General features: G+C 68.2%; 20 protein-coding genes and 2 tRNA genes. 14 read left to right on the forward strand and 8 right to left on the reverse strand.

Annotation, left to right across the window (positions count from 1 at the left end; translation table 11 throughout):
* Positions 1–29 precede the first annotated feature (29 nt).
* From AC4D2O_RS10880 to AC4D2O_RS10915, 8 genes are all read left to right on the forward strand, one after another.
* On the forward strand, positions 30–1379 hold the full coding sequence (locus AC4D2O_RS10880; RefSeq protein ID WP_490907204.1) for a glycosyltransferase 87 family protein: 1350 nt from the start codon (positions 30–32) through the stop codon (positions 1377–1379).
* Positions 1379–2953 (forward strand): ATP-binding protein, encoded by a 1575-nt coding sequence (locus AC4D2O_RS10885; RefSeq protein WP_490907207.1) that lies wholly within the window; start codon positions 1379–1381, stop codon positions 2951–2953. Before AC4D2O_RS10880 ends, AC4D2O_RS10885 begins: the two co-directional genes overlap by 1 nt.
* Positions 2950–3624, forward strand: coding sequence for a response regulator (locus tag AC4D2O_RS10890; protein ID WP_490907209.1), 675 nt, complete (start codon positions 2950–2952; stop codon positions 3622–3624). Before AC4D2O_RS10885 ends, AC4D2O_RS10890 begins: the two co-directional genes overlap by 4 nt.
* Before the next feature lie 45 nt (positions 3625–3669).
* Positions 3670–4326, forward strand: a complete 657-nt coding sequence (locus AC4D2O_RS10895) for an MOSC domain-containing protein (RefSeq protein WP_490907212.1) — start codon at positions 3670–3672, stop codon at positions 4324–4326.
* 335 nt (positions 4327–4661) lie between these two features.
* On the forward strand, positions 4662–6581 hold the full coding sequence (locus AC4D2O_RS10900) for a DEAD/DEAH box helicase (protein ID WP_490907216.1): 1920 nt from the start codon (positions 4662–4664) through the stop codon (positions 6579–6581).
* Between the two features lie 126 nt (positions 6582–6707).
* Positions 6708–6779, forward strand: a tRNA-Thr gene (locus AC4D2O_RS10905).
* A gap of 54 nt (positions 6780–6833) precedes the next feature.
* A tRNA-Met gene (locus tag AC4D2O_RS10910) sits at positions 6834–6907 on the forward strand.
* 160 nt (positions 6908–7067) lie between these two features.
* A complete protein-coding gene (locus tag AC4D2O_RS10915; RefSeq protein WP_490907219.1) occupies positions 7068–7586 on the forward strand; it encodes a hypothetical protein in 519 nt (172 codons plus the stop codon).
* A 1028-nt stretch (positions 7587–8614) separates the two neighbouring features.
* Here the strand turns inward: AC4D2O_RS10915 and AC4D2O_RS10920 are convergent.
* Both AC4D2O_RS10920 and AC4D2O_RS10925 read right to left on the reverse strand, forming a co-directional pair.
* Positions 8615–8824 (reverse strand): hypothetical protein, encoded by a 210-nt coding sequence (locus AC4D2O_RS10920; RefSeq protein WP_490907221.1) that lies wholly within the window; start codon positions 8822–8824, stop codon positions 8615–8617.
* Between the two features lie 651 nt (positions 8825–9475).
* Positions 9476–10396: a tyrosine-type recombinase/integrase gene (locus AC4D2O_RS10925; RefSeq protein WP_490907223.1), complete on the reverse strand. Its 921-nt coding sequence runs from the start codon at positions 10394–10396 to the stop codon at positions 9476–9478.
* 129 nt (positions 10397–10525) lie between these two features.
* On the opposite strand from AC4D2O_RS10925, the gene AC4D2O_RS10930 reads away from it, so the two are divergent.
* Positions 10526–10744 carry a hypothetical protein gene (locus AC4D2O_RS10930; protein ID WP_490907225.1) on the forward strand — a complete coding sequence of 73 codons (219 nt, stop codon included), beginning with the start codon at positions 10526–10528 and terminating at the stop codon, positions 10742–10744.
* Between the two features lie 199 nt (positions 10745–10943).
* Here AC4D2O_RS10930 and AC4D2O_RS10935 read toward each other — a convergent pair whose 3' ends face one another.
* The 6 genes from AC4D2O_RS10935 to AC4D2O_RS10960 all read right to left on the reverse strand — a co-directional run bounded on the left by AC4D2O_RS10935 (position 10944) and on the right by AC4D2O_RS10960 (position 15498).
* Positions 10944–11534 (reverse strand): dihydrofolate reductase family protein, encoded by a 591-nt coding sequence (locus AC4D2O_RS10935; RefSeq protein ID WP_490907227.1) that lies wholly within the window; start codon positions 11532–11534, stop codon positions 10944–10946.
* Between the two features lie 247 nt (positions 11535–11781).
* Positions 11782–11952, reverse strand: coding sequence for a hypothetical protein (locus AC4D2O_RS10940; protein WP_490907229.1), 171 nt, complete (start codon positions 11950–11952; stop codon positions 11782–11784).
* Complete coding sequence (locus tag AC4D2O_RS10945) at positions 11949–12410, reverse strand: hypothetical protein (protein ID WP_490907232.1); 462 nt, start codon at positions 12408–12410, stop codon at positions 11949–11951. Before AC4D2O_RS10945 ends, AC4D2O_RS10940 begins: the two co-directional genes overlap by 4 nt.
* 60 nt (positions 12411–12470) lie before the next feature.
* Positions 12471–13640, reverse strand: coding sequence for an RtcB family protein (locus AC4D2O_RS10950; protein WP_490907236.1), 1170 nt, complete (start codon positions 13638–13640; stop codon positions 12471–12473).
* Positions 13641–13712: 72 nt separating this feature from the next.
* Complete coding sequence (locus tag AC4D2O_RS10955; RefSeq protein ID WP_490907240.1) at positions 13713–14342, reverse strand: class I SAM-dependent methyltransferase; 630 nt, start codon at positions 14340–14342, stop codon at positions 13713–13715.
* Positions 14332–15498: an NAD(P)/FAD-dependent oxidoreductase gene (locus AC4D2O_RS10960; protein ID WP_490907244.1), complete on the reverse strand. Its 1167-nt coding sequence runs from the start codon at positions 15496–15498 to the stop codon at positions 14332–14334. The genes AC4D2O_RS10955 and AC4D2O_RS10960 overlap by 11 nt, the downstream gene beginning before the upstream one ends.
* A gap of 89 nt (positions 15499–15587) precedes the next feature.
* Between AC4D2O_RS10960 and AC4D2O_RS10965 the strand changes: the two genes are divergently transcribed.
* The 5 genes from AC4D2O_RS10965 (at position 15588) to AC4D2O_RS10985 (ending at position 19276) form a co-directional block, all read left to right on the forward strand.
* A complete protein-coding gene (locus AC4D2O_RS10965) occupies positions 15588–16172 on the forward strand; it encodes a helix-turn-helix domain-containing protein (RefSeq protein ID WP_490907249.1) in 585 nt (194 codons plus the stop codon).
* A 110-nt stretch (positions 16173–16282) separates the two neighbouring features.
* Entirely contained in the window at positions 16283–16849 is a 567-nt protein-coding gene (locus tag AC4D2O_RS10970; protein ID WP_490907251.1) for a type 1 glutamine amidotransferase domain-containing protein, read from the forward strand.
* Between the two features lie 117 nt (positions 16850–16966).
* Positions 16967–18016, forward strand: coding sequence for an ATP-dependent DNA ligase (locus AC4D2O_RS10975; protein ID WP_490907254.1), 1050 nt, complete (start codon positions 16967–16969; stop codon positions 18014–18016).
* A gap of 50 nt (positions 18017–18066) precedes the next feature.
* A complete protein-coding gene (locus tag AC4D2O_RS10980) occupies positions 18067–19011 on the forward strand; it encodes a DUF2797 domain-containing protein (RefSeq protein ID WP_490907259.1) in 945 nt (314 codons plus the stop codon).
* A 34-nt stretch (positions 19012–19045) separates the two neighbouring features.
* Entirely contained in the window at positions 19046–19276 is a 231-nt protein-coding gene (locus tag AC4D2O_RS10985; RefSeq protein WP_490907262.1) for a hypothetical protein, read from the forward strand.
* Positions 19277–19297: the final 21 nt, after the last annotated feature.

The raw sequence follows: 19297 nt of genomic DNA on the forward strand, positions 1-19297 counted from the left end.
CCAAGCAGCACGCCCTTCGGAAGGAAAGCATGAGCCAGCGCAGTTCTCCGGCGACGGTCCGGGCGCTGGGCCTCGTCGCCTCGGTGGTCGTGGCCGCGGCCCTGGCCCTCTGGGCGTTCACCTGGGCCGACTTCATCGGCCTCGACTTCAGGGTCTACCGCATGGGCGGACAGTCGGTGGTCGACGGCGACGGCTCGCTCTACACGCGCTCCTTCGGCGAGGGCAAGGGCTCGCTCCTGTTCACCTATCCGCCGTTCGCGGCCCTGGCCTTCACCGTCCTGACGCTCGTGAGCGCGGAGACCGGAGCCATCCTCTTCGTGGGCGTGTCGGTGCTCATCGCCGCCGCGACATCTCTGCTCGTCACGCGGTACCTCGGCGGCTTCCGCCGCATCAGGGACGTGGCCGCCCATCCCACGGCACTGCCCCTCGCGATTGCAGGGACCGGCCTGGTCTGCCTGCTCGGTCCGTGGCGCGAGACGATGGCCTTCTCGCAGGTCAACATCCTGCTCTTCGCGATGATCGCCGCCGATCTGCTCTCCGGCCCGCACCGGCGAATGCCCACCGGCCTGCTCACGGGCATCGCCGCCGGCATCAAGCTCACGCCCCTGGTCTTCGGCCTGTACTTCCTCGTGCGCGGCGAGTGGAAGCAGCTGTTCACCATGGCGGCGGGTTTCTTCGGGACCATCGCGCTCGGGTTCCTCCTCCTGCCGGGTGAATCGGCGACGTACTGGCTGCAGATGCTCCGCGACACCGGACGGATCGGCGGTGAGGGCTACGTGGACAACCTCTCGGTCCGCGGCGCGATCCTCCACTTCCTCGGCCCCGACTTCCCCTCTACGGTGCCCTGGCTCGTCGTGTCCCTCCTGCTCGTCGCCGCGACCGCGTACGTCATCAGGACGTCGGCGCGCCGCGGTGACCGCTTCCTGCCCATCGCCATGACGTCACTGCTCATGCTCCTCATCTCGCCCATCTCCTGGTCCCACCACTGGGTGTGGATCGTCGTGGTCCTGGCGGTCCTCGCCGGTCAGGCCGCGGGGCTGCCCGCGGAGCTGCGGGCCCACCGCACGACGGCGGCCATCCTCCTCGTGGTCACCCTGCCCGTCTTCATCTACTCGCCGAAGACCATCGGCCTGCTGTTCGGTGCCGAGGACCTCGACTCGCAGCTGACCACCGGCTGGCTCATGGCTTCCAGCGCCGGTGTGTTCTGCGCCCTCGCCATCACGGTCTTCTGGGTCCTCCTGTCACGGACCCTGCACCTGCGGTCGGCGGGCGGGTCAGGGCACCTGCCGGACGACGCCGACGCCGCCGACGCCGCGACGGTCCCAGCAGCCGACACCGGGGCAGGCCTCCTGCCCGACGACGCCGCCCGCACACGCTGATGGCCGCCGCGGCCCGGCGCACCCTCGCGGCCCCCGTCAGCCGGCCACGGGTCGTCGCGGGCTGCGCCGTCGCCCTGATCCTCCCGCCGCTGCTCGAGGCAGCCGTCTTCACGGTGGGCAATTCGCTGCTCGCGGTCGATGTCCTGTTCCAGCTCGCCGGCGTCATCGCCGTCGCGCTCATCGGAGGGCTGTGGCCCGCCCTGCTCGCAGCCCTGTGGAGCAGCATCATCCTCAACTACACCTCCACGGAGCCCTTCGGATCCCTCGAGATCTCCGACGCGGAGGACGTGGTCACCGTGCTGATCTTCATCACCGTCGCCACCACGGTGTCGCTCGTCGTCGGGCTCTCGGCCCGCCGGTCACGCGAGGCGGTCCTCGCGCAGCAGGAGGCCGCCCTGCTCGGCGAGCTGGCGCGCGGTGTGCTGGCGGAGGAGGACACGCTGCAGGGGTTCCTGCGCCACGTCCAGGTGCAGTTCGACGTCGAGGCGGTGGCCCTGTTCGGGCCGGCGGAGCCCGAGGGCGGTCCGGCCGGTTCGGCCGGTTCGGCCGGTCCGGCCGGTTCGGCCGACGGCCCCCCGGGCACCCCTGCGGCCGCGGTAACCCGGCAACGGAAGGCGCTCGCCGTCCGTGCCCGTCCCCGCCCCGACGACGTGGTTGCACCCGCCAACCGGGCGTCCGCGGACACCTGGACACCGGACAGCGCCACGGTGTTCGAACCGGTTGACGGCGACTTCTCCCTCGCGCTGTACGGGCGCCAGCTGTCGGCACGGGAGCGCGGGCTGGTGACCGCGTTCGCCGGACAGCTGCGGTCCATGCTCCAGCGGCAGGAACTGCTGGCGAGCACCCGGACCAACCGGAGGCTCGTCGAGGGCAACGTGATGCGCACGGCGATCCTGCGCTCGGTGTCCCATGACCTCCGCACGCCGCTCGCCGGCATCAAGCTCGCCGTCAGCAGCCTCCGACGGTCCGACGTCAGCTTCTCCCAGGAGGACGAGGACGAACTGCTCGAGACCATCGAGGACTATTCCGACCGACTCGACACGCTCGTGAACAACCTCCTCGACATGTCCCGCATCACCGGTGACGCCGTCAACCCGCACCTGCGGCCGCTGAAATGGACCGACGTCGTGGGGCCCGCTCTCGCCGACGTGGCCGAGGACCGGGTGCGCGTGAGGATCCCGCCGAACCTGCCGGCCATCGAGGCGGATCCCGGCCTGCTGGAGCGTGTGCTCGCGAACATCGTCGAGAACGCCGTCAAGTACGCACCCGATGCGCCGATCGAGGTCACCGCCTCCATCGGCGGCACGGGCAAGGCCCTCGTCAACGGTTTCCCGGCCGGCGAACTGCGGGTGATCGACCACGGCCACGGCGTCTCCCGCGACGACGTCGCCGCCATGTTCCGCCCGTTCCAGCGCCTCGACGACGCCCCGTCGGGGGCGGGCGTGGGGCTCGGCCTGGCCGTGGCCAAGGGTTTCACCGAGGTGATGGGCGGGATGCTCGACGCCGAGCAGACGCCCGGGGGCGGCCTGACCCTCGTGATCCGCCTGCCCATCTCGACGGGAGCGGGCCTGTGACCCGTGTCCTGGTAGTCGATGACGAACCGCAGCTCCTCCGCGCCCTCGAGATCAACCTGCGTGCCTACGGCTACCAGTGCGTGACGGCCGTCGACGGGGAGACGGCGCTCGCCGCGGCGTCGGAGTACTACCCGGACATCGTCGTGCTGGACCTCGGCCTGCCGGACATCGACGGCGTGGAGGTGATCCGCCGCATCCGCGGCTGGTCGCAGGTGCACATCATCGTGCTGTCGGCGCGGCACGGATCGCAGGACAAGGTCGACGCGCTCGACGCCGGTGCAGACGACTACGTGACGAAGCCCTTCGGTCTCGACGAACTGCTGGCGCGCCTCCGGGCTGCCGCCCGGCGCGTGGCCGTCGAGGCGGAGGCGCCGGTCGTCACGACCCCCGACTTCACCCTCGACGCCGGTGCGCGGCGCGCGGTCAGGGACGGGAAGGACGTCCGGCTCACGCCGACGGAGTGGAAGATCATCGACAGGCTGATCGCGCATCCCGGCCGGCTCGTCTCGCAGCAGCAGCTGCTGCTCGATGTCTGGGGGCCCGCCTACGCGAAGGACGTGCAGTACCTCCGCGTGTATCTGGCGCAGCTGCGCAAGAAGCTCGAGCCGGATCCTGGTGCGCCCCGCTACTTCGTGACCGAGAGCGGCATGGGCTACCGGTTCGAGCCGTGAACGGCGGGGGCCCTGACGCGCACGGCGCCGCTTAGGATGGTCGCCATGACCACTGGTTCCCTCCTCGCCGTCTGCCGCGTGCACGCGCTGCTGCCCACGAAGGATTCCACAGGGGTGACCGCGATCGACAAGCGGCCGGTCGACGGTCCGGTCGCCGTGCACCCACTCGGACTCACCGGCGACGTCCAGGCCAGTCGCAAGCACCACGGCGGCCCCACGAAGGCGCTCTACGCCTATGCGCAGGACGACGCCGAGTTCTGGGCCCGTGAACTCGGCCGCGACATCCCGCCGGGGCTCTTCGGGGAGAACCTGCGCGTGGCCGGCATCGACGCCTCGAACGCCGTGATCGGCGAGCGATGGGCCATCGGGGACCAGGTTGTGCTCGAGACGACCATGCCGCGCACGCCGTGCGTGAACTTCGCCCGTTACCTGGGGGAGCGGTCCTGGGTGCGGCGTTTCGCCGAGGCCAACCGCGTCGGCACGTACCTCAGCGTCGTGACGAAGGGCAGCATCGCGGCGGGCGACGCCGTCAGGCTCGTCAGCGTCCCCGACCACGGCATCACGGCGGCGCAGGTGTACGCGGGACTCGACGGGGAGCAGGCACAGCGGCTGCTCGACGCGGCGGCGGCCGGGTCCCTCGCCCTCACGCCGCAGGTACGGAAGGCCGCACTGCAGGGACTCAGGGTCGCCTCGCCGGCCTGACGTGCCGAAGGTCACGCGTCCGACGCCGTCCCCGATGACGGGCCGGGGGCGGGCGTGCCGTAGACTGGAGATATCCCCCACACCGGTATTCCCTTTATTTCCGCCCCTCGGGGCCGGATAGGTTGTGTTGGGGCTCGGAGCACAGACTCGCGAGCAGATTCATCAGGGAGCGCCGGCGAAGAAAAGTCACACATCACTGCTGTGAGAGCAGAGACCACGATGTGACGAGGAAGTTCGGCCTCGGGATTGAAACAGCGCCGGATTTCCATGTTCATTCGGCACTGCGGGCTCCTTCCTGTCAGGCCGTCCGGCACCTACCTGAAGGAATTCTTTCCGTGCCTGAAAACCTGTCCGAGCAGATCATCGACACCACTCCCGTCTCCGAGACCACCGCAGCGGTTCCCGCAGCGCAGTCCGACGACGACGGCGTGACCATCCGCTTCACGGAGCTCAACCTCGACGGCCGCATCCTCGCCGCGCTGACCGACCTCGGTTACGAGAAGCCCTCACCCATCCAGGCAGCGACCATCCCCGCGCTGCTCGAAGGCCGCGACGTCGTGGGCCTGGCGCAGACCGGTACCGGCAAGACCGCCGCGTTCGCTGTCCCGGCACTGTCGAAGATGGCGGAACTGGCCGATGTCAACGGTGGCCCCAGCAAGAACACGCAGGTCCTGGTACTTGCACCGACCCGTGAACTCGCGCTGCAGGTGGCCGACGCCTTCACGTCCTACGCAAAGCACATGGAGGGCTTCACCGTCCTCCCCGTCTACGGCGGATCACCCTACGGGCCCCAGCTCAACGGCCTCCGCCGTGGCGCGCAGGTCGTCGTCGGTACCCCCGGCCGCGTGATCGACCACATCGAGAAGGGGTCCCTGGACCTCTCCAACCTCGAGTACGTCGTGCTCGACGAGGCCGACGAGATGCTGCGCATGGGCTTCGCGGAGGACGTCGAGAAGATTCTCGCCTCGACGCCGGCGGAGAAGCAGGTTGCACTGTTCTCCGCGACCATGCCCCCGGCCATCCGCCGTATCGCGAAGAAGTACCTGAACGATCCGGCCGAGATCTCGGTCAAGGGCAAGACCACGACGGGCACCAACACGCGCCAGCGCTACCTGCAGGTCATGGGCCCGCACAAGCTCGACGCGATGACCCGCATCCTCGAGGTGGAGGACTACGACGGCATCATCGCCTTCGTCCGCACCAAGGCGGCCACCGAAGACCTGGCGGACAAGTTGCGTTCACGGGGCTTCTCGGCCGCGGCCATCAATGGCGACATCCCCCAGCAGCAGCGCGAGCGCACCGTCGAGGCACTCCGCGACGGCAAGATCGACATCCTCGTCGCCACGGACGTCGCCGCCCGTGGGCTGGACGTGGAGCGCATCTCGCTCGTCGTGAACTACGACATCCCGAACGACACGGAGTCCTACGTCCACCGCATCGGCCGCACCGGCCGTGCAGGACGTTCAGGTGACGCGATCCTCTTCATCACCCCTCGCGAGAAGTACCTGCTGCGTTCGATCGAGAAGGCCACGCGCCAGCCGGTCGAGCAGATGCAGCTGCCCTCCACGGAGAAGATCAACGAGCTGCGCCTCAGCAAGTTCGCGGACAAGATCACCCAGACGCTGGCAGGCAAGGACGTCGCACTGTTCCGCGACCTCATCGCCACGTACGAGCGTGAGCACGACGTCCCGGCCAGCGAGATCGCTGCAGCCCTTGCCGTCATGGCGCAGGGCGGCCAGCCGATCCTCGTCCAGGACATCCCCGTCGCTCCCGCCGGACAGCGCGAGCGGGCCGAGGGCCGCAAGGACGCCTTCGGCTCCCGTGGCCCGACGCGCACGCTCACCGAGGGCAACGCCACCTACCGCATCGCGGTCGGCCGTCGCCAGCGGGTGATGCCGGGCTCGATCGTCGGTGCGATCGCCAACGAGGGCGGACTGTCCTCCTCGCAGATCGGCGGCATCGACATCCGCGCCGACCACAGCCTCGTGGAGCTGCCCGCGGACCTGTCCACGGACCAGCTGCGGGCGCTCTCGAAGACGCGCATCGGCGGGGAGCTCATCCACCTCGAGCTCGACAAGGGACGCAAGCCCGCGGGCAACCGTGGTGCGGGCGAGTTCAAGAAGCCCTTCAAGAAGGACTTCCCGAAGCGCGACGGCGACACCCGGTTCTCCGGGGACGCCAACCGCAAGCCCCGCTCCGCGAAGGGCGCCGGCGCAGGCTCGGGACGCTCCTCCGCGCAGTCCGAGCAGTGGTAGAACCTAGCTAGGCAACCCCATCGGACCCGTGCGTGCACGGGTCCGATGCGGAATCAGGGGTCCGTCCCTCGGGGCGGCTGTCGATTTCACACCAGCGGCAGGGAACTGGTAAAGTTTCTTGCTGTTGCCCCCCTAGCTCAGTGGTAGAGCGCGTTCTTGGTAAGAACGAGGTCACCGGATCGATTCCGGTGGGGGGCTCATGAATGAGGGGCCCGTGACGATCATCCGATCGGTGCGGGCAGCCTCATTTAGGGCGGTGTAGCTCAGCTGGTTAGAGCGCACGACTCATAATCGTGAGGTCGTGGGATCGAGTCCCACCACCGCTACAGCAAGACCCCCGGAATCCGCGAGATTCCGGGGGTCTTCCTGTTTTTCCTTCCAGTGGGCGGCGCGTCTGGGCCGACACGATCCCTGAGGATCTTGCAGATTCCTCAGGTGGTGGATGGTTCTGAGATGTTTTGGTCATCGGGGACGGCATCCGCTGGCATGAAAGTCCACACCTCGAGCGAGGAGCAGCCCGGGCCGCTGCGCTTCCTCACCCTGCAGCAGGTCGCTGACAAGCTCAACACCGAGCACAACACCATCCAGGTGCTCATCGCCTCAGGGGGAGCTGGCGCGAGGAATCTCAACTCGTCCGCTCGTCACAGTGCCCGGCTCCGGGAAGCATGGGCCAGGACGTCAGCAGCCTGGTCCTCATCGAGTTCCCAATGCTCGCCCAGAACATGGTCCGGATACTTCTCGCGCAGGTACGCCCGCACCACACGGCCCGGGCGAGCCTCCGTGGTGCACTGGGCTGTCTGCCGGCAGGTCGGCCGGGATCCGGGGTGGTTCGACCGATGCTGGTCGATCCACGACCGGCACGCACTCAGTAGCGACCGGCGCTGCTTCCGGCGGAGTCGGGAGCAGGTGTGGTGGAAACACTGCACCGCCATGACGGCGTACGTGGCCCGGACGGGTGGGTTGCCGGCGCAGAACGGAAGCGCAGACGCCCGGGTCGAGGAGTGATGTCGAGGACCAGCTCAGCGTCATTCGAGTCACTGCGGGAAGTTGCACCACTGATGCTGCATTGGCTCCAATCCCTCACAGCAACGTCGGACTGAGCCTGCGGCGGTAGAGGCGGAGCGCGTCCACCGTCGGCTCGAGGAGAGCAGGCAAGGGTGCTGTGCGTGCCGTTGGTTGGCGTAGCTGTAGCAGTCAATAGGGTCATGGTGTGGCTCATTCACACATGGAGGACCTACACCATGGAGTCCGTTCGGTGGCCGGGCGGATGTTGGTGTCGGAGAGTCGTCGATGTCGGGGGTTACTACTGTTACCGGAGTCCTCGTATCGCCTATAGGAACAGCGGCGTGATCGAATGGGTGGATGAATTACGTCTTGTTCGTAAGTCCACGAACAAGACGAGGCTTAGGACCCATTGAGGCCTTGGTCTTTCGTCGCACTGTCCTTCTTTGTACTGCTCCTGGCTGGCACCTTGACTTCGGGAGTCCGGGGATATTCACGTGTCAAAGCTTTATCCGTGAAGAGCGACTGAGCCACCACGTAGTCACCGATGAGGAATAGGCCCCCAAGGACGGAAAAGAAGTTGAGAACTACTGGAGGGCGATCTGGGTCGACAATACACGCTGTCCGATCGACTAGGAACACGCATAAGCCAATCGAGCCTATGACGCTGCCATTCACCTGGGCTGGAGATCCGGTGTGTCAGCCTAGCTCGCGATGTCACCTGTGGAAGGGAAACCGCAATGACGCCCAACAGAGCAACCAGTGCTTCCCACGGAAGATTGGACATATTCGAGTATGCACCGGATACGAACCTGCAGACAGTCCTGCTCGAGGCCGGATGTAGGCCTACCGCCGGAGCCTGCCCCTGCTTTTGGCCGGTGATTTTCCTTAGGAATCGTCGAGGGAACTTCATACTGCACGGCGGGGGCGCTCAAGCCAGAAGCGCACGGTCGAATGCCCTTGCGCATCAACGTTTCAGGACCTTGTGCTGGCGGGAGCAGCGTCCTGCATCCTGCGGATCCGTACTCGGGTCACTGCATCCCATGCTTCGCTGGTGCGCAGGGACGGTTCGCCTTCGAGTGCACGCCGGCATCGCAACCCGAGGCGGCCGGCGCCGTGGCGAGGCTGCCCTTGAACCCGGTTCCGTCGGTCCATGCGGCAACCTCGATACGCGTACCGGTCCGGGCGGCGTCTTCAATGGCGGGGAAGCAGTCGCCGTCACCGATGAAGGCGATGATCATGTCCGCTTGTCCATGCCGTGTCCGAACAGGTCTTGGCCGAGCATGTCCACGTTGCCGTAATCCAGGAAGTCCGCGATTCTTTCCACTATTTTTCTCCTCTTGAGCGACGAAGACCGCCACGCGGATGGTGGCGGTGCTTGCTGTGAACATCAATCCGACGACTGATGTTCCTTCTCGGGATCCGCACGAGGCCTCCGAATGGAAAGGCATATTCAGTGACGAGGAGCGCCTGCAATGGACGCATCGACGGGCGAACTTTAGTGTTGCTGATTCGACGCAAGAATTCCGAGGCGTCCGATCGCGAGTTCGATCAGAAGAAGTCAAAGTATTCTTCTGGGCCTAATGGTTCCCCCTATTCACCTCGACGATTCAAGTCAACGCGCCGTCCGAGTGGACACCGAAGATTCTCGACAGCCGCCAGGAGAGATTGGTGGACGAGTTTTCGCGCCTATGGTCCCTTTCATGACAAGTCGGGCGATGCCTTCTTCAGGCGATGCCCGCGCCGACAGTGGATACTGCTCAGCAGCAGGCAATCTACTACCACTGTTAGTCCAGTCTCGGGATCTTCAGCAAGGAGTGAGGTGGTCACGCAACATCGGTGTCTGACGGAGGGCGCGAACTGGTCGATTCAAGTGGGTAAGGGGCATGCCATCAGCGAGCAAGCGCTTTCGCCACGTCGTATCCAGCTGAATTCGTAAGGTTGTGCGGTGCCCGATTGTACCGACGCGTGGTGCGTGGATCAGCGTGCCCCATACTGTCCTGCAAATCGTGGAGCGCAGTGCCCGAGTCCAGGGCGATAGTGGCGAATGCGTGCCGAAGACTGTGAGGGCTGATTGTTCCGTCGATGCCCGCGAGGCGGGCCAGCCGCTGCACGGTTCGGAATGCTTCTGACGCCGCCCAGCTCTTGCCTGTTGCCGTGGTGAAGATCGGCACGCCCGCCTCTGGCGCAGCCATCAGCTCCTGCCCGGTTCCTCCAAGATAGGCATCGAGGGCTTCGACGGCGGGAGCCGGCACGGCCACCTTGGCGCGTGTCCCACCCCTGCGCCGGACAGCCAGTGTCCGATGGCCGCCGTCGCACCCGAGATCCGAGGTTCTCGCGTTGAGGGCTTCACTGAGGCGAATTCCGGTGAACAGAAGCAGACTCACCAGCGCGTGGGAGCGGGTGCCGTCGGATCGTGCCGAGTTCAGGAGCGCGCGTGCCTGGGTCGTGGTGAGACCCTGGACAGCCGAGTGATCAGTAGGGACCTTGGGGCGCTGCACGGACTGAACGGGGTTGGACACGATCAAGTCGGCTGAGACCGCGTAGCGGTAGAAGCTCGAAACCGCTGCGAGCTTCTGTGCCACGGTGGCCGGCGCCCCGGTCAGCAAGTCCCTGTACCCATTCACGTGTACCCGCTCCACATGGAGCAAGTCCAGATCGTGCTCATCGAGCCACTGACAGAACTGCGTGATGGCTCGTGTGTACGCGCGGCGGGTGTGCGGTGATGAGGGGAGGGAGAACTTCCATGCTGCGAGCGTCCGCTCGTGCCACCGGGTGTTGGCGTATCGGGCGACCTGCGTCTCTAGATCCATATTCACACGATAACGAGCATTATCGTGTGGATCTGGTAGCGGGAATGTCTGACAGCCGTGGCCGGGAGTCGATCGGAAGGGCCTGAGAGCCGTGGTCGGACCGTCTACGCATGTTTGAGAGGGGAAGGGATGGGTAGGTCAGCGGCGGTCGGCCCTCTCCTCCTGGGCCCCTACCCGAACGAACATCGGAACACCATGCTCGATGTCCTGAACACCATCGACCCGACGCACCTGCGCGAATGGCTACGCGCAGTCGGCGCAACGGTGCACCTGACGAACGCCGTACTCGGACTGATCCACACCATGCGGACGCGGACGCGGACGCCCAGGCCCAAGCCCAAGCGGTGACCACCGGGGGAGGGTGCTACGGCCTCACGTGACTTCCGGGCTGAGTCGATCACTCCGTGTCGGATCGAGCAGTTCCTGCACCGGCGCCCCGAGCACTTCGGCAATATCCCACAGGTGTTCCTACGCCACGCTCTTCCGGCCCCGTTCGAACCCGATAGTCATGTTCCGGCTCGAATCCGGCAGCTCCCGGCGCTGTCCCCTAGGAGGGCCGATCGACTGCATAGTGCGCGATGATGACGCCGGTGGTCGTGGTGACCGACCGCAGGAGCGTCAGGTTCCTGCGGTCGGAGGCCCCGAACAGCGTGGAGCCCGATCCGAGCACGATCGGATGGATCTGGAGGATGTACTCGTCCACGAGGTCCGCCTCCTGCAGGGCGCGGACCAGCTCGCCGCTTCCGAGGATCGTGATGTCCGCGTCCGTGTCGTCCTTCAGTCGGCGCACCGTCCGACGGGCATCGCCACCGAGCAAGACCGAATTCGGATACTCCAGTCCGGCGGCGGCCGAGCGGGACACCACGTACTTCTGCACCTGCGTCAGGTAGTCGGTGAACGGATTGGGTTCGGTGACCGACGTCCAGTGGCCGAGCACGTCCTCATAGGTCCGTCGTCCGAACAGCATCACCCCGCCTCCGGCCATGCCTTCGCTCATGAACTGCAGGGACACCTGATCCTGATAGCCATCGCCCCACCCACCGTGGGTGAAGCCGCCGCGTGTGTCCTCGTCAGGCCGGCCGAGGCCCTGCATGACGCCGTCCAGCGTGATGCTCTCGGTAACGCTGATCCGTCCCATGTCCTGCATCCCGTCGCTCGAGTGTCCTCCTGGTCCAACCGTTCAGACGGAATGGGGCGCACACAATCATCGCGGACTGGAACGTGCCACCGCCGCATCCTCCTGCTCGGCCGCATCATCGTTGCCCACCCCGGACAACTGACCAGTACAACGCGATGCGGCCCCTGAGCCTGTCGGGCTCGACTGGGAAGCCGTCGGGGATGTCAGTCCGATGTCGTCGGGCCGTCAGCAGGTCGTCAGCGGACCGTCAGCGCTTGGCTGCCGCCGCGTCCTTGACGGACTGCGGGGTGTCGCGGCCGAGCTGCTCGTCGAGGGCGACGCGGAGGCGCGCCTTCGCCGCCGTCACGCGGGGGGTGTCGGCCGGTCGCCGGTCGCCCTGACCGGCAGGCACTTCCGGTGCCCGTGCCGTATCGGTCATCGGTCCTCCTCCGGTCGCCGGCCCTCGTTCCATTGTCCGGCACCGCCCCGGGGCAGTCCAGCACCCTGGTCCTCGGGGTTGACCACGGGATTGCCCACCCAGATCGCGTCGAGGATCAGCCGGTCCTCCTCGGTGGCCAGTTCGCTGTAGGAGAGCTGCAGCAGCGCCTCCACGCCCGCCTCCTGCCGGATCGGATCGAGGGACGTGGCGGCATCGATGGCCCACTGGGTGCGGCGCCACCACTCCGCGCGGTCGTCGGCGCGCCTCTTCTGCTCGAGCGCTGCGCGGTCCGCCGCGGCGCGCTGATTGAGCGTCGCGAAGGCCGACACCGTGGCCAGGGCCGCCGCGAGCAGGACCGCGAACGGCCCCAGGGCCCCGACGATCTCCCACCACGGCGGGCCGGACGCCGCGATCTCCACGACGATCGGATCGGATGACGACACGGTCGGGACGGACATGGCGTCAGCGTAACGGCGGCCACCCCCATCACCGGCCACACCCATCGCCGGCGGGGCCGGTCAGTCGCCCTTGACGTTGATGATCTGGCGGAGCGTGTGGCGGACGTCCACGAGGTCCCGCGCGTCCTGCATGACGACGTCGATGTCCTTGTAGGCTGCCGGGATCTCGTCGAGGAACGCCGGGGTGTCCCTGAACTCGATGCCGCGCATCGCTGCGCGGAGCTGGTCCTGGGTGAACGTCTTGCGGGCCCTGTTGCGGGAGTATTCGCGGCCTGCCCCATGGGGTGCGGAGTTCATGGCCTCCCTGTTGCCCTTGCCCGTGACCACGTAGGAGCGGGTGCCCATGGATCCCGGGATGAGTCCGGGGCGTCCGGGGTCGGCGGCGATGGCACCCTTGCGGGAGAACCAGACGTCCTTGCCGTAGTGCGTCTCGCGGTGCGTGTAGTTGTGGTGGCAGTTGATGCGCTCGCGCTCGATCACCGGGACGCCCACCCAGTCCGTGAACTGCCGCACCACGCGGTCCATCATCTCCTCCCGGTTGAGCAGGGCGAACCTCTGCGCCCACAGGAGCTCGCTGATGTAGCGGTCGAACTCAGGTGTGCCCTCCTCGAGGTAGGCCAGGTCCTGGTGGGGGAGGGTGATGGACTGCTTGGCGCAGTAGTCCTGGGCCGCCCTGATGTGGTGCTGCGCGATCCGGTTCCCGATGCCCCGCGATCCCGAGTGGAGGAACAGCCAGACATTGTCCTCCTCGTCGAGGGAGACCTCGATGAAGTGGTTGCCCGAACCGAGCGTCCCGAGTTGCAGCCGCCACTGCTTCACGTAGCTCGCCGGGTCGAAGCCGGCGGACCGGGCGTCCTGTTCGAGGGTGTCGATGCGCGGCTGCGCCGTGGCGCTCACGCGCTTGTTGTTGTTGCCGGCCGAGAGGGGCACGGCCCGTTCGATGGCTTCCCGCAGCGCGCGGCGGTCCAGGCGCGCCACGTCCTGTGCCGTGTGGTCCGTACGCACGGCCACCATGCCGCAGCCGATGTCGACGCCCACCGCCGCCGGGATGATCGCGCCGAGGGTCGGCAGGACGGACCCGACGGCACAGCCGAGGCCCAGGTGGGCATCGGGCATCGAGGCGAAGTGCGGGTACACGAACGGCATGGAGCTCGTCATCCGGTTCTGGGCGAGTGTCACGTCGTCGATGACGCTGGCGAAATTGACGTACTGCTCGGTGATCCACTGCATCCGTCGAGGGTACCGACGGGCCGGGCGGGAGTGCACGCGGTACCCACTCCCACCCGGGATCTTGCGGATGCCTCAGCGGATGCGCACCGCGTGCAGCACGGCGTCGCTGATCCTCACATCGCGGCCGTCCGACGACCGCTCGACGCGGGGGCGGGACTCGCAGACCCGGACGTCCCAGGCGTCGTCGAGCAGCGCGGCGATCTCCTGCGGTGTGTGGAAGAGGTCAGCCTGGTGGGGGCGTCCCACGCCGGAGTGGAGGTCCGACGGGTCGTGGGCCACGACCAGGAGGCTGCCACCCACCCTGACGAGCGTCGCGAGCGAGCGGAAGACCTTCGAGTGCTCCGGTTCGGGCAGGTGCAGGAACTGGGCGGACACGAGGTCGAGGCCGGCGGGGAGGTCCGGTTCGGCCAGGAGGTCCACCCGACGCCAGTCGAGCCGTCTCGCGACCGACGGGTCGAGGTCCTCCGCCTGCGCGCGGGCCCGGTCGATCGCCACCTCGGAGACGTCGACGCCGAGGACGTCCCACCCGCGGGAGGCGAGCCAGACGGCGTCGGCACCCTCTCCGCAGCCGACGTCGAGCGCCCTGCCAGGAGGTAGTGCCTCCGCGACGGCGACGAGCTGGCGGTTCGGTTCGCCGCTCCAGATGCGGGGCCGCTGCCGGTAGCGGTCGTCCCAGAACTCCTGCGTGTACTCAACCAGCACTGCGGACTCCTTCCCGAGCCTTCGTCCCGGCGGGTGCGGCGGGCGCGGCGATGCCGGCCACCCCGTCATGCACCCCATCATGCGCCCCGCCATCCAGACCGTCAGCCGGATCGTCAGGTAGATCGCCGGCCAGACCGTGCCGGCGCACGCCGAGGACGCGGTCCGAGACCTCCGCCTCCAGCGCGGCGGAGAACGGTCCGCGGAGTCCTTCGACGGCCCACGCCGTCTCCTCCTGCACGAGGTCCGCGTTGATCGCGGCACCCGCCATGGTCCCTTCGGCCGCTGCGACGACCACCTGCGCGGCCAGGTTGGCGACGTTTCCGGCGACGTAGAGGCCCGGCACCTCCGTCGACCCCATCGGACCGCTGTCGAGCGCATGTCCCATGCCGGACGGGTGCTCCTGGGCCGTGAGCCCGAGCGGTTCGAGCAGGGCGCTGCGCGCCTCCATGCGGGTCCCGACGGCGAGGGCCTGCAGGTCCATCTGACGGCCGCCCTGCAGCGTGACACCCGTGAGGACGCCGTCGGCCGCATCCACCGAGACCACGCGCCCGTCGACCACGCGGATGGAGCGGGCCGCCAGCCGGTCCCAGTCCTCGTCGGACGGTGAGACGGTGTCGTGGAGGAAGAGCGTGATGTCGTCCGACCACTGCCGGAACAGGAGGGCCTGGTGGACCGACAGGGGGCCGGTGCCGAGCACGCCGATGCGCCGGCCGCGGATCTCGTACCCGTGGCAGTAGGGGCAGTGCACGACGCCGGCACCCCACTGCTCCCGCAACCCCGGGATGGGCGGCAGTCCGTCGGTGAGGCCGGTGGCGACGAGCAGACGCCGGCCGATCACGCTCCCGCCGTCGGCCAGTCCCACGGTGAAGCCCTCGCTGCTGCGCGATGCCGTGACGGCGGAGGCATCCATGAGGGTCGCACCGAAGGACCGGGCCTCGGCGCGGCCGACGTCGAGCAGGGCGTGCGGGCTCATGCCCTCGCGGGTCAGGAAGCCGTGCACACCCTCGGCGGGTGCGTTGCGGGGCCGGCCGTCGTCGAGGACGACCACGGACCGGAGTGCCCGGCCCAGCGTGACGGCGGCGCTCAGGCCCGCCGCTCCGCCTCCGATGACGACGACGTCGTACCGGTCCTTCGGGGGTCTGCTGGTGGGTGTCATGGGATCCCTCTCTCTCGTGCTGATGGATCAAGCATGCGCAGGATGCGTCAGGCTAGCAATCTTTGTTGCTGCTATGGCAAGATGGTCGTATGTCATCGGACCTCGACGCCGTGCTCGACGCCGTCGGACCCCGCCTCCGCGCACTGCGCACCCAGCGCAGCCTGACGCTCGGTGATGTGTCCGCCGCCTCCGGTATCTCCGTGAGCACGCTGTCCCGCCTGGAGTCGGGCCAGCGGCGCCCCAACCTGGAGATCCTGCTGCCCATCGCACGGCTGTACGGCGTGCCGCTCGACGACCTCGTCGGCGCGCCTCCCACCGGGGATCCCCGCGTGCACCTGCGTCCCATCAAGCACCACGGCATGACCGCGATCCCGCTGACGCGCCGCCCCGGCGGTGTGCAGGCCTACAAGATGGTGCTCGCGGGCGACGCGCGCGGCACGGAGCCCGACCCCCAGGTGCACGAGGGCTACGAGTGGCTCTACATCCTCGACGGATCCCTGCGGCTCGTGCTGGGCGACAACGACTTCGTGCTCGGCCCCGGGGAGGCCGCCGAGTTCGACACGCGGACACCCCACTGGTTCGCGAGCGCGGACGGGAAGCCCGTCGAGCTCATCAGCCTCTTCGGTCAGCAGGGGGAGCGGATGCACGTGCGCGCCCGCCCGAAGCGGTCCTGAACCGCCGCTCCCGGGTGTCTGCAGGGCCGATTACTCAGCTTGCTTATCGTTTGGCGGGTTCCTAGGCTGGAAGGCGTACGACACGCACGCTCTACGCAAGGGAGAACAGCATGTCCGAACACGACATCTCAGGCAAGAAGGTCGCATTCCTGCTGACGGACGGGGTCGAGCAGATCGAACTCACCAGTCCCTGGAACGCGATCAAGGAGGCGGGCGGTGTCCCCACGCTCGTGTCGCCCAAGACGGGGACGCTCCAGGGGTTCGACGGCGTGGACAAGGACCAGACGTTCGAGGTGGACCTGGCGGTCGCCGACGCGTCCGCCGACGACTACGACGCCCTGGTCCTGCCGGGCGGCGTGGTGAATGCCGACTTCCTGCGCGTCGACAAGGACGCCCAGGCCTTCACGCGGGCGTTCTTCGAGCAGCACAAGCCCGTGGCGTCCATCTGCCACGGACCCTGGCTGCTCATCGAGGCCGGGGTGGTCAGCGGGCGCGACCTCACCTCCTACCACACGCTCGCCACGGACCTGAAGAACGCCGGAGCCAACTGGACCGACGAGGAAGTGGTCGTGGACCAGGGCCTGGTCACCAGCCGCCACCCGGGCGACCTCGATGCCTTCAACGACAAGCTCCTCGAGGAGATCGCGGAGGGCCCGCACGAGGGCCAGACCGCGTAGACGCCTGCCCCGTACCGGCGGCCCGGCCACTCCGGGCCGCCGCAGCGTGCCACGGCCGGCGAGCAGCCAGGAGCGCGCGGATAGCCAGGAGCACGACCCGTACGGCACGATCAGGGCATGACCGACCTGCCCTTCCCCATCCAGCCGATGCTCGCCAAGGCCGTGGACGCCGTTCCCGAACCCGACAGTGCACCCGGCGGTCTGGTGTACGAACCCAAGTGGGACGGCTTCCGCGCCGTCGTCAAGATCGAGGACGGCACCTGCGAGATCGGCAGCCGCGGCTCGAAGGCACTGACGCGATACTTCCCCGAACTCGTCGAGGCCCTGCTGCGGATCCTGCCAGGGCGCTGTGTCGTGGACGGCGAGATCGTGGTGCGGCGCGGCGAACCCGGCGCGGAACGGCTCGACTGGGACGCCCTGTCCCAGCGCATCCACCCGGCGGAGAGCAGGGTGCGCCTCCTCGCCGGTGAGACGCCGTCGTCGTTCGTGGCCTTCGACCTGCTCGCCCTCGGCGACGACGACCTCACGGGCGTCCCCTTCGGCGAGCGGCGCAGCGCGCTGGAGTCCGTCGGCGCGTCCTTCTCGGCGCCGGTCCACCTCTCGCAGATCACGCACGACGTCGACCTCGCGCGCCGCTGGCTCGTCGAGTTCGAGGGTGCGGGCCTGGACGGCGTGGTGGCGAAGCCGCTGGGCGCCGCGTACGAGCCCAACAAGCGGCGCATGCTCAAGGTCAAGCACCACCGCAGCGCCGACACCGTGGTCCTCGGGTACCGCGTGCACAAGTCCGGCCAGGGGGTCGGCTCGCTGCTGCTCGGGCTGTACGACGACGACGGCGAGCTGCGCAACGTCGGCGGGATCTCGGCGTTCTCGGACCAGCGGAGGCTGGAACTCGTCGGGGAGCTCGAGGCCGACGTGCTGCGGAACAGCGACGGAGAGGCCGAGCTCGGCGAGACCGAGCGCAGCCGCTTCGCCTCCGCGCGCGACGTCTCCTACGTCAGGCTGCAGCCGCGGCGCGTGGTCGAGGTGCGGTACGACCAGATGGAGGGGGACCGCTTCCGGCACACCGTGCAGTTCGAACGGTGGCGGCCCGACCGGGAGGCGCGCTCCTGCACGTTCGGGCAGCTCGAGCTTCCCGCGGCGTACGACCTCAGCACGGTGCTCGCCTGATGCGCCGGCTCCCGGCCGATACTGGGGGTGCCCGCGCCTAGGCTGGCATCGTGAGCCTCACCTATCTCTGCAGCGGTGTGACCTGGCACGGGACCGAGCCGGTCCTGTCGCTGCGCGAGGTGCCCTCCGGGTCCGTCGCCGGTGCCCCCGCCGAGGAGCAGGGCCTGCGTGATGTCTCCCTCGCGCCGGGCACGAGGCTGGGGTTCGAGGTGTCGGCGACGGGCCGCTACTGCCTCGGATTCCATCGCGTGCATGGACGCGACGACCGCACCTGGGTGCCCTGCGCCGACCAGCTCCCGGCCGAACGGGGCTATCAGTGCGGCCGGTGCCTCGCCCAGGACGACGTCCGCTTCATGCACGACGTCCACCGCTCGGGGATCGCGCCGGCAGGTCTGAAACGCTACCTCGACCAGCCCCACTGGCTGTACGTCGCGACCTTCGCCGACGGCTCCACCAAGGTGGGCACGGCGTCGCACCTCAGGAAGCGGGCTCGGCTCGTGGAGCAGGGCGCCGTCGTCGCGCAGTTCGTGGCGCTCGCCGACGACGGGCGGATCGTGCGGATCCTCGAGGACGAGGTCACGCGGAGCGTCGGCCTCCAGCAGGCCGTGAGGTCCGGGACGAAAGCCGCGTCCCTCTGCGCACCCCTGCCGGCGCGTCAGCTCGAACGGCTCAACGACGGCTCCGCCCTGGCGGCCAGGGGGCTGCTGCAGGGCGGCGTGGACGTCGCAGGCTTCGAGGTGGTGCATGAGGAGTACGAACCGCCAGCGGCCTGGTCGGCGGTGCTGGCCCGCAGCGGCCTGCAGCCCTACCCGGAGCCGCTGGACCGCGGACGGCACGGCTTCAGCGTGACCGAGGTCATCGGGCCCTCGGGCGTCGTCGCTATCGACGGCACCGATCTCTCGTTCGTCGCGGACCTCGCGCAGCTCAGGGGGAGGCGCCTGCGGTTCGGTGAGTTCAGCACGCCCGTCCCCGCGGTCCAGGAAGCCCTCTTCTGAGCGTCGGGTCCGCACGCGGCAGTAGAATCGGATCATGCTGAATACGCCCTGGGAGACCGGCTCGGACCTGTACCGCAAGCTGGTGGTCTCCGCGCTGGTGACCACGACGCTCGGCATCCTCATCGCCGTCGCCGGTGCCGCCACCGACCAGGGTGCCCTCGTGTTCACGGGCATCCCGATCATCGTGGCCGGCATGGTCTGCCACCTGGCGGGGATGGTGGTCCGCTCGCGCGACGTCCGGCGCCGCATCAAGGACCAGCGCTGACCTCGAACGGCACGACGGCGC

This window comes from Arthrobacter sp. TJ-238 (assembly GCF_058269215.1).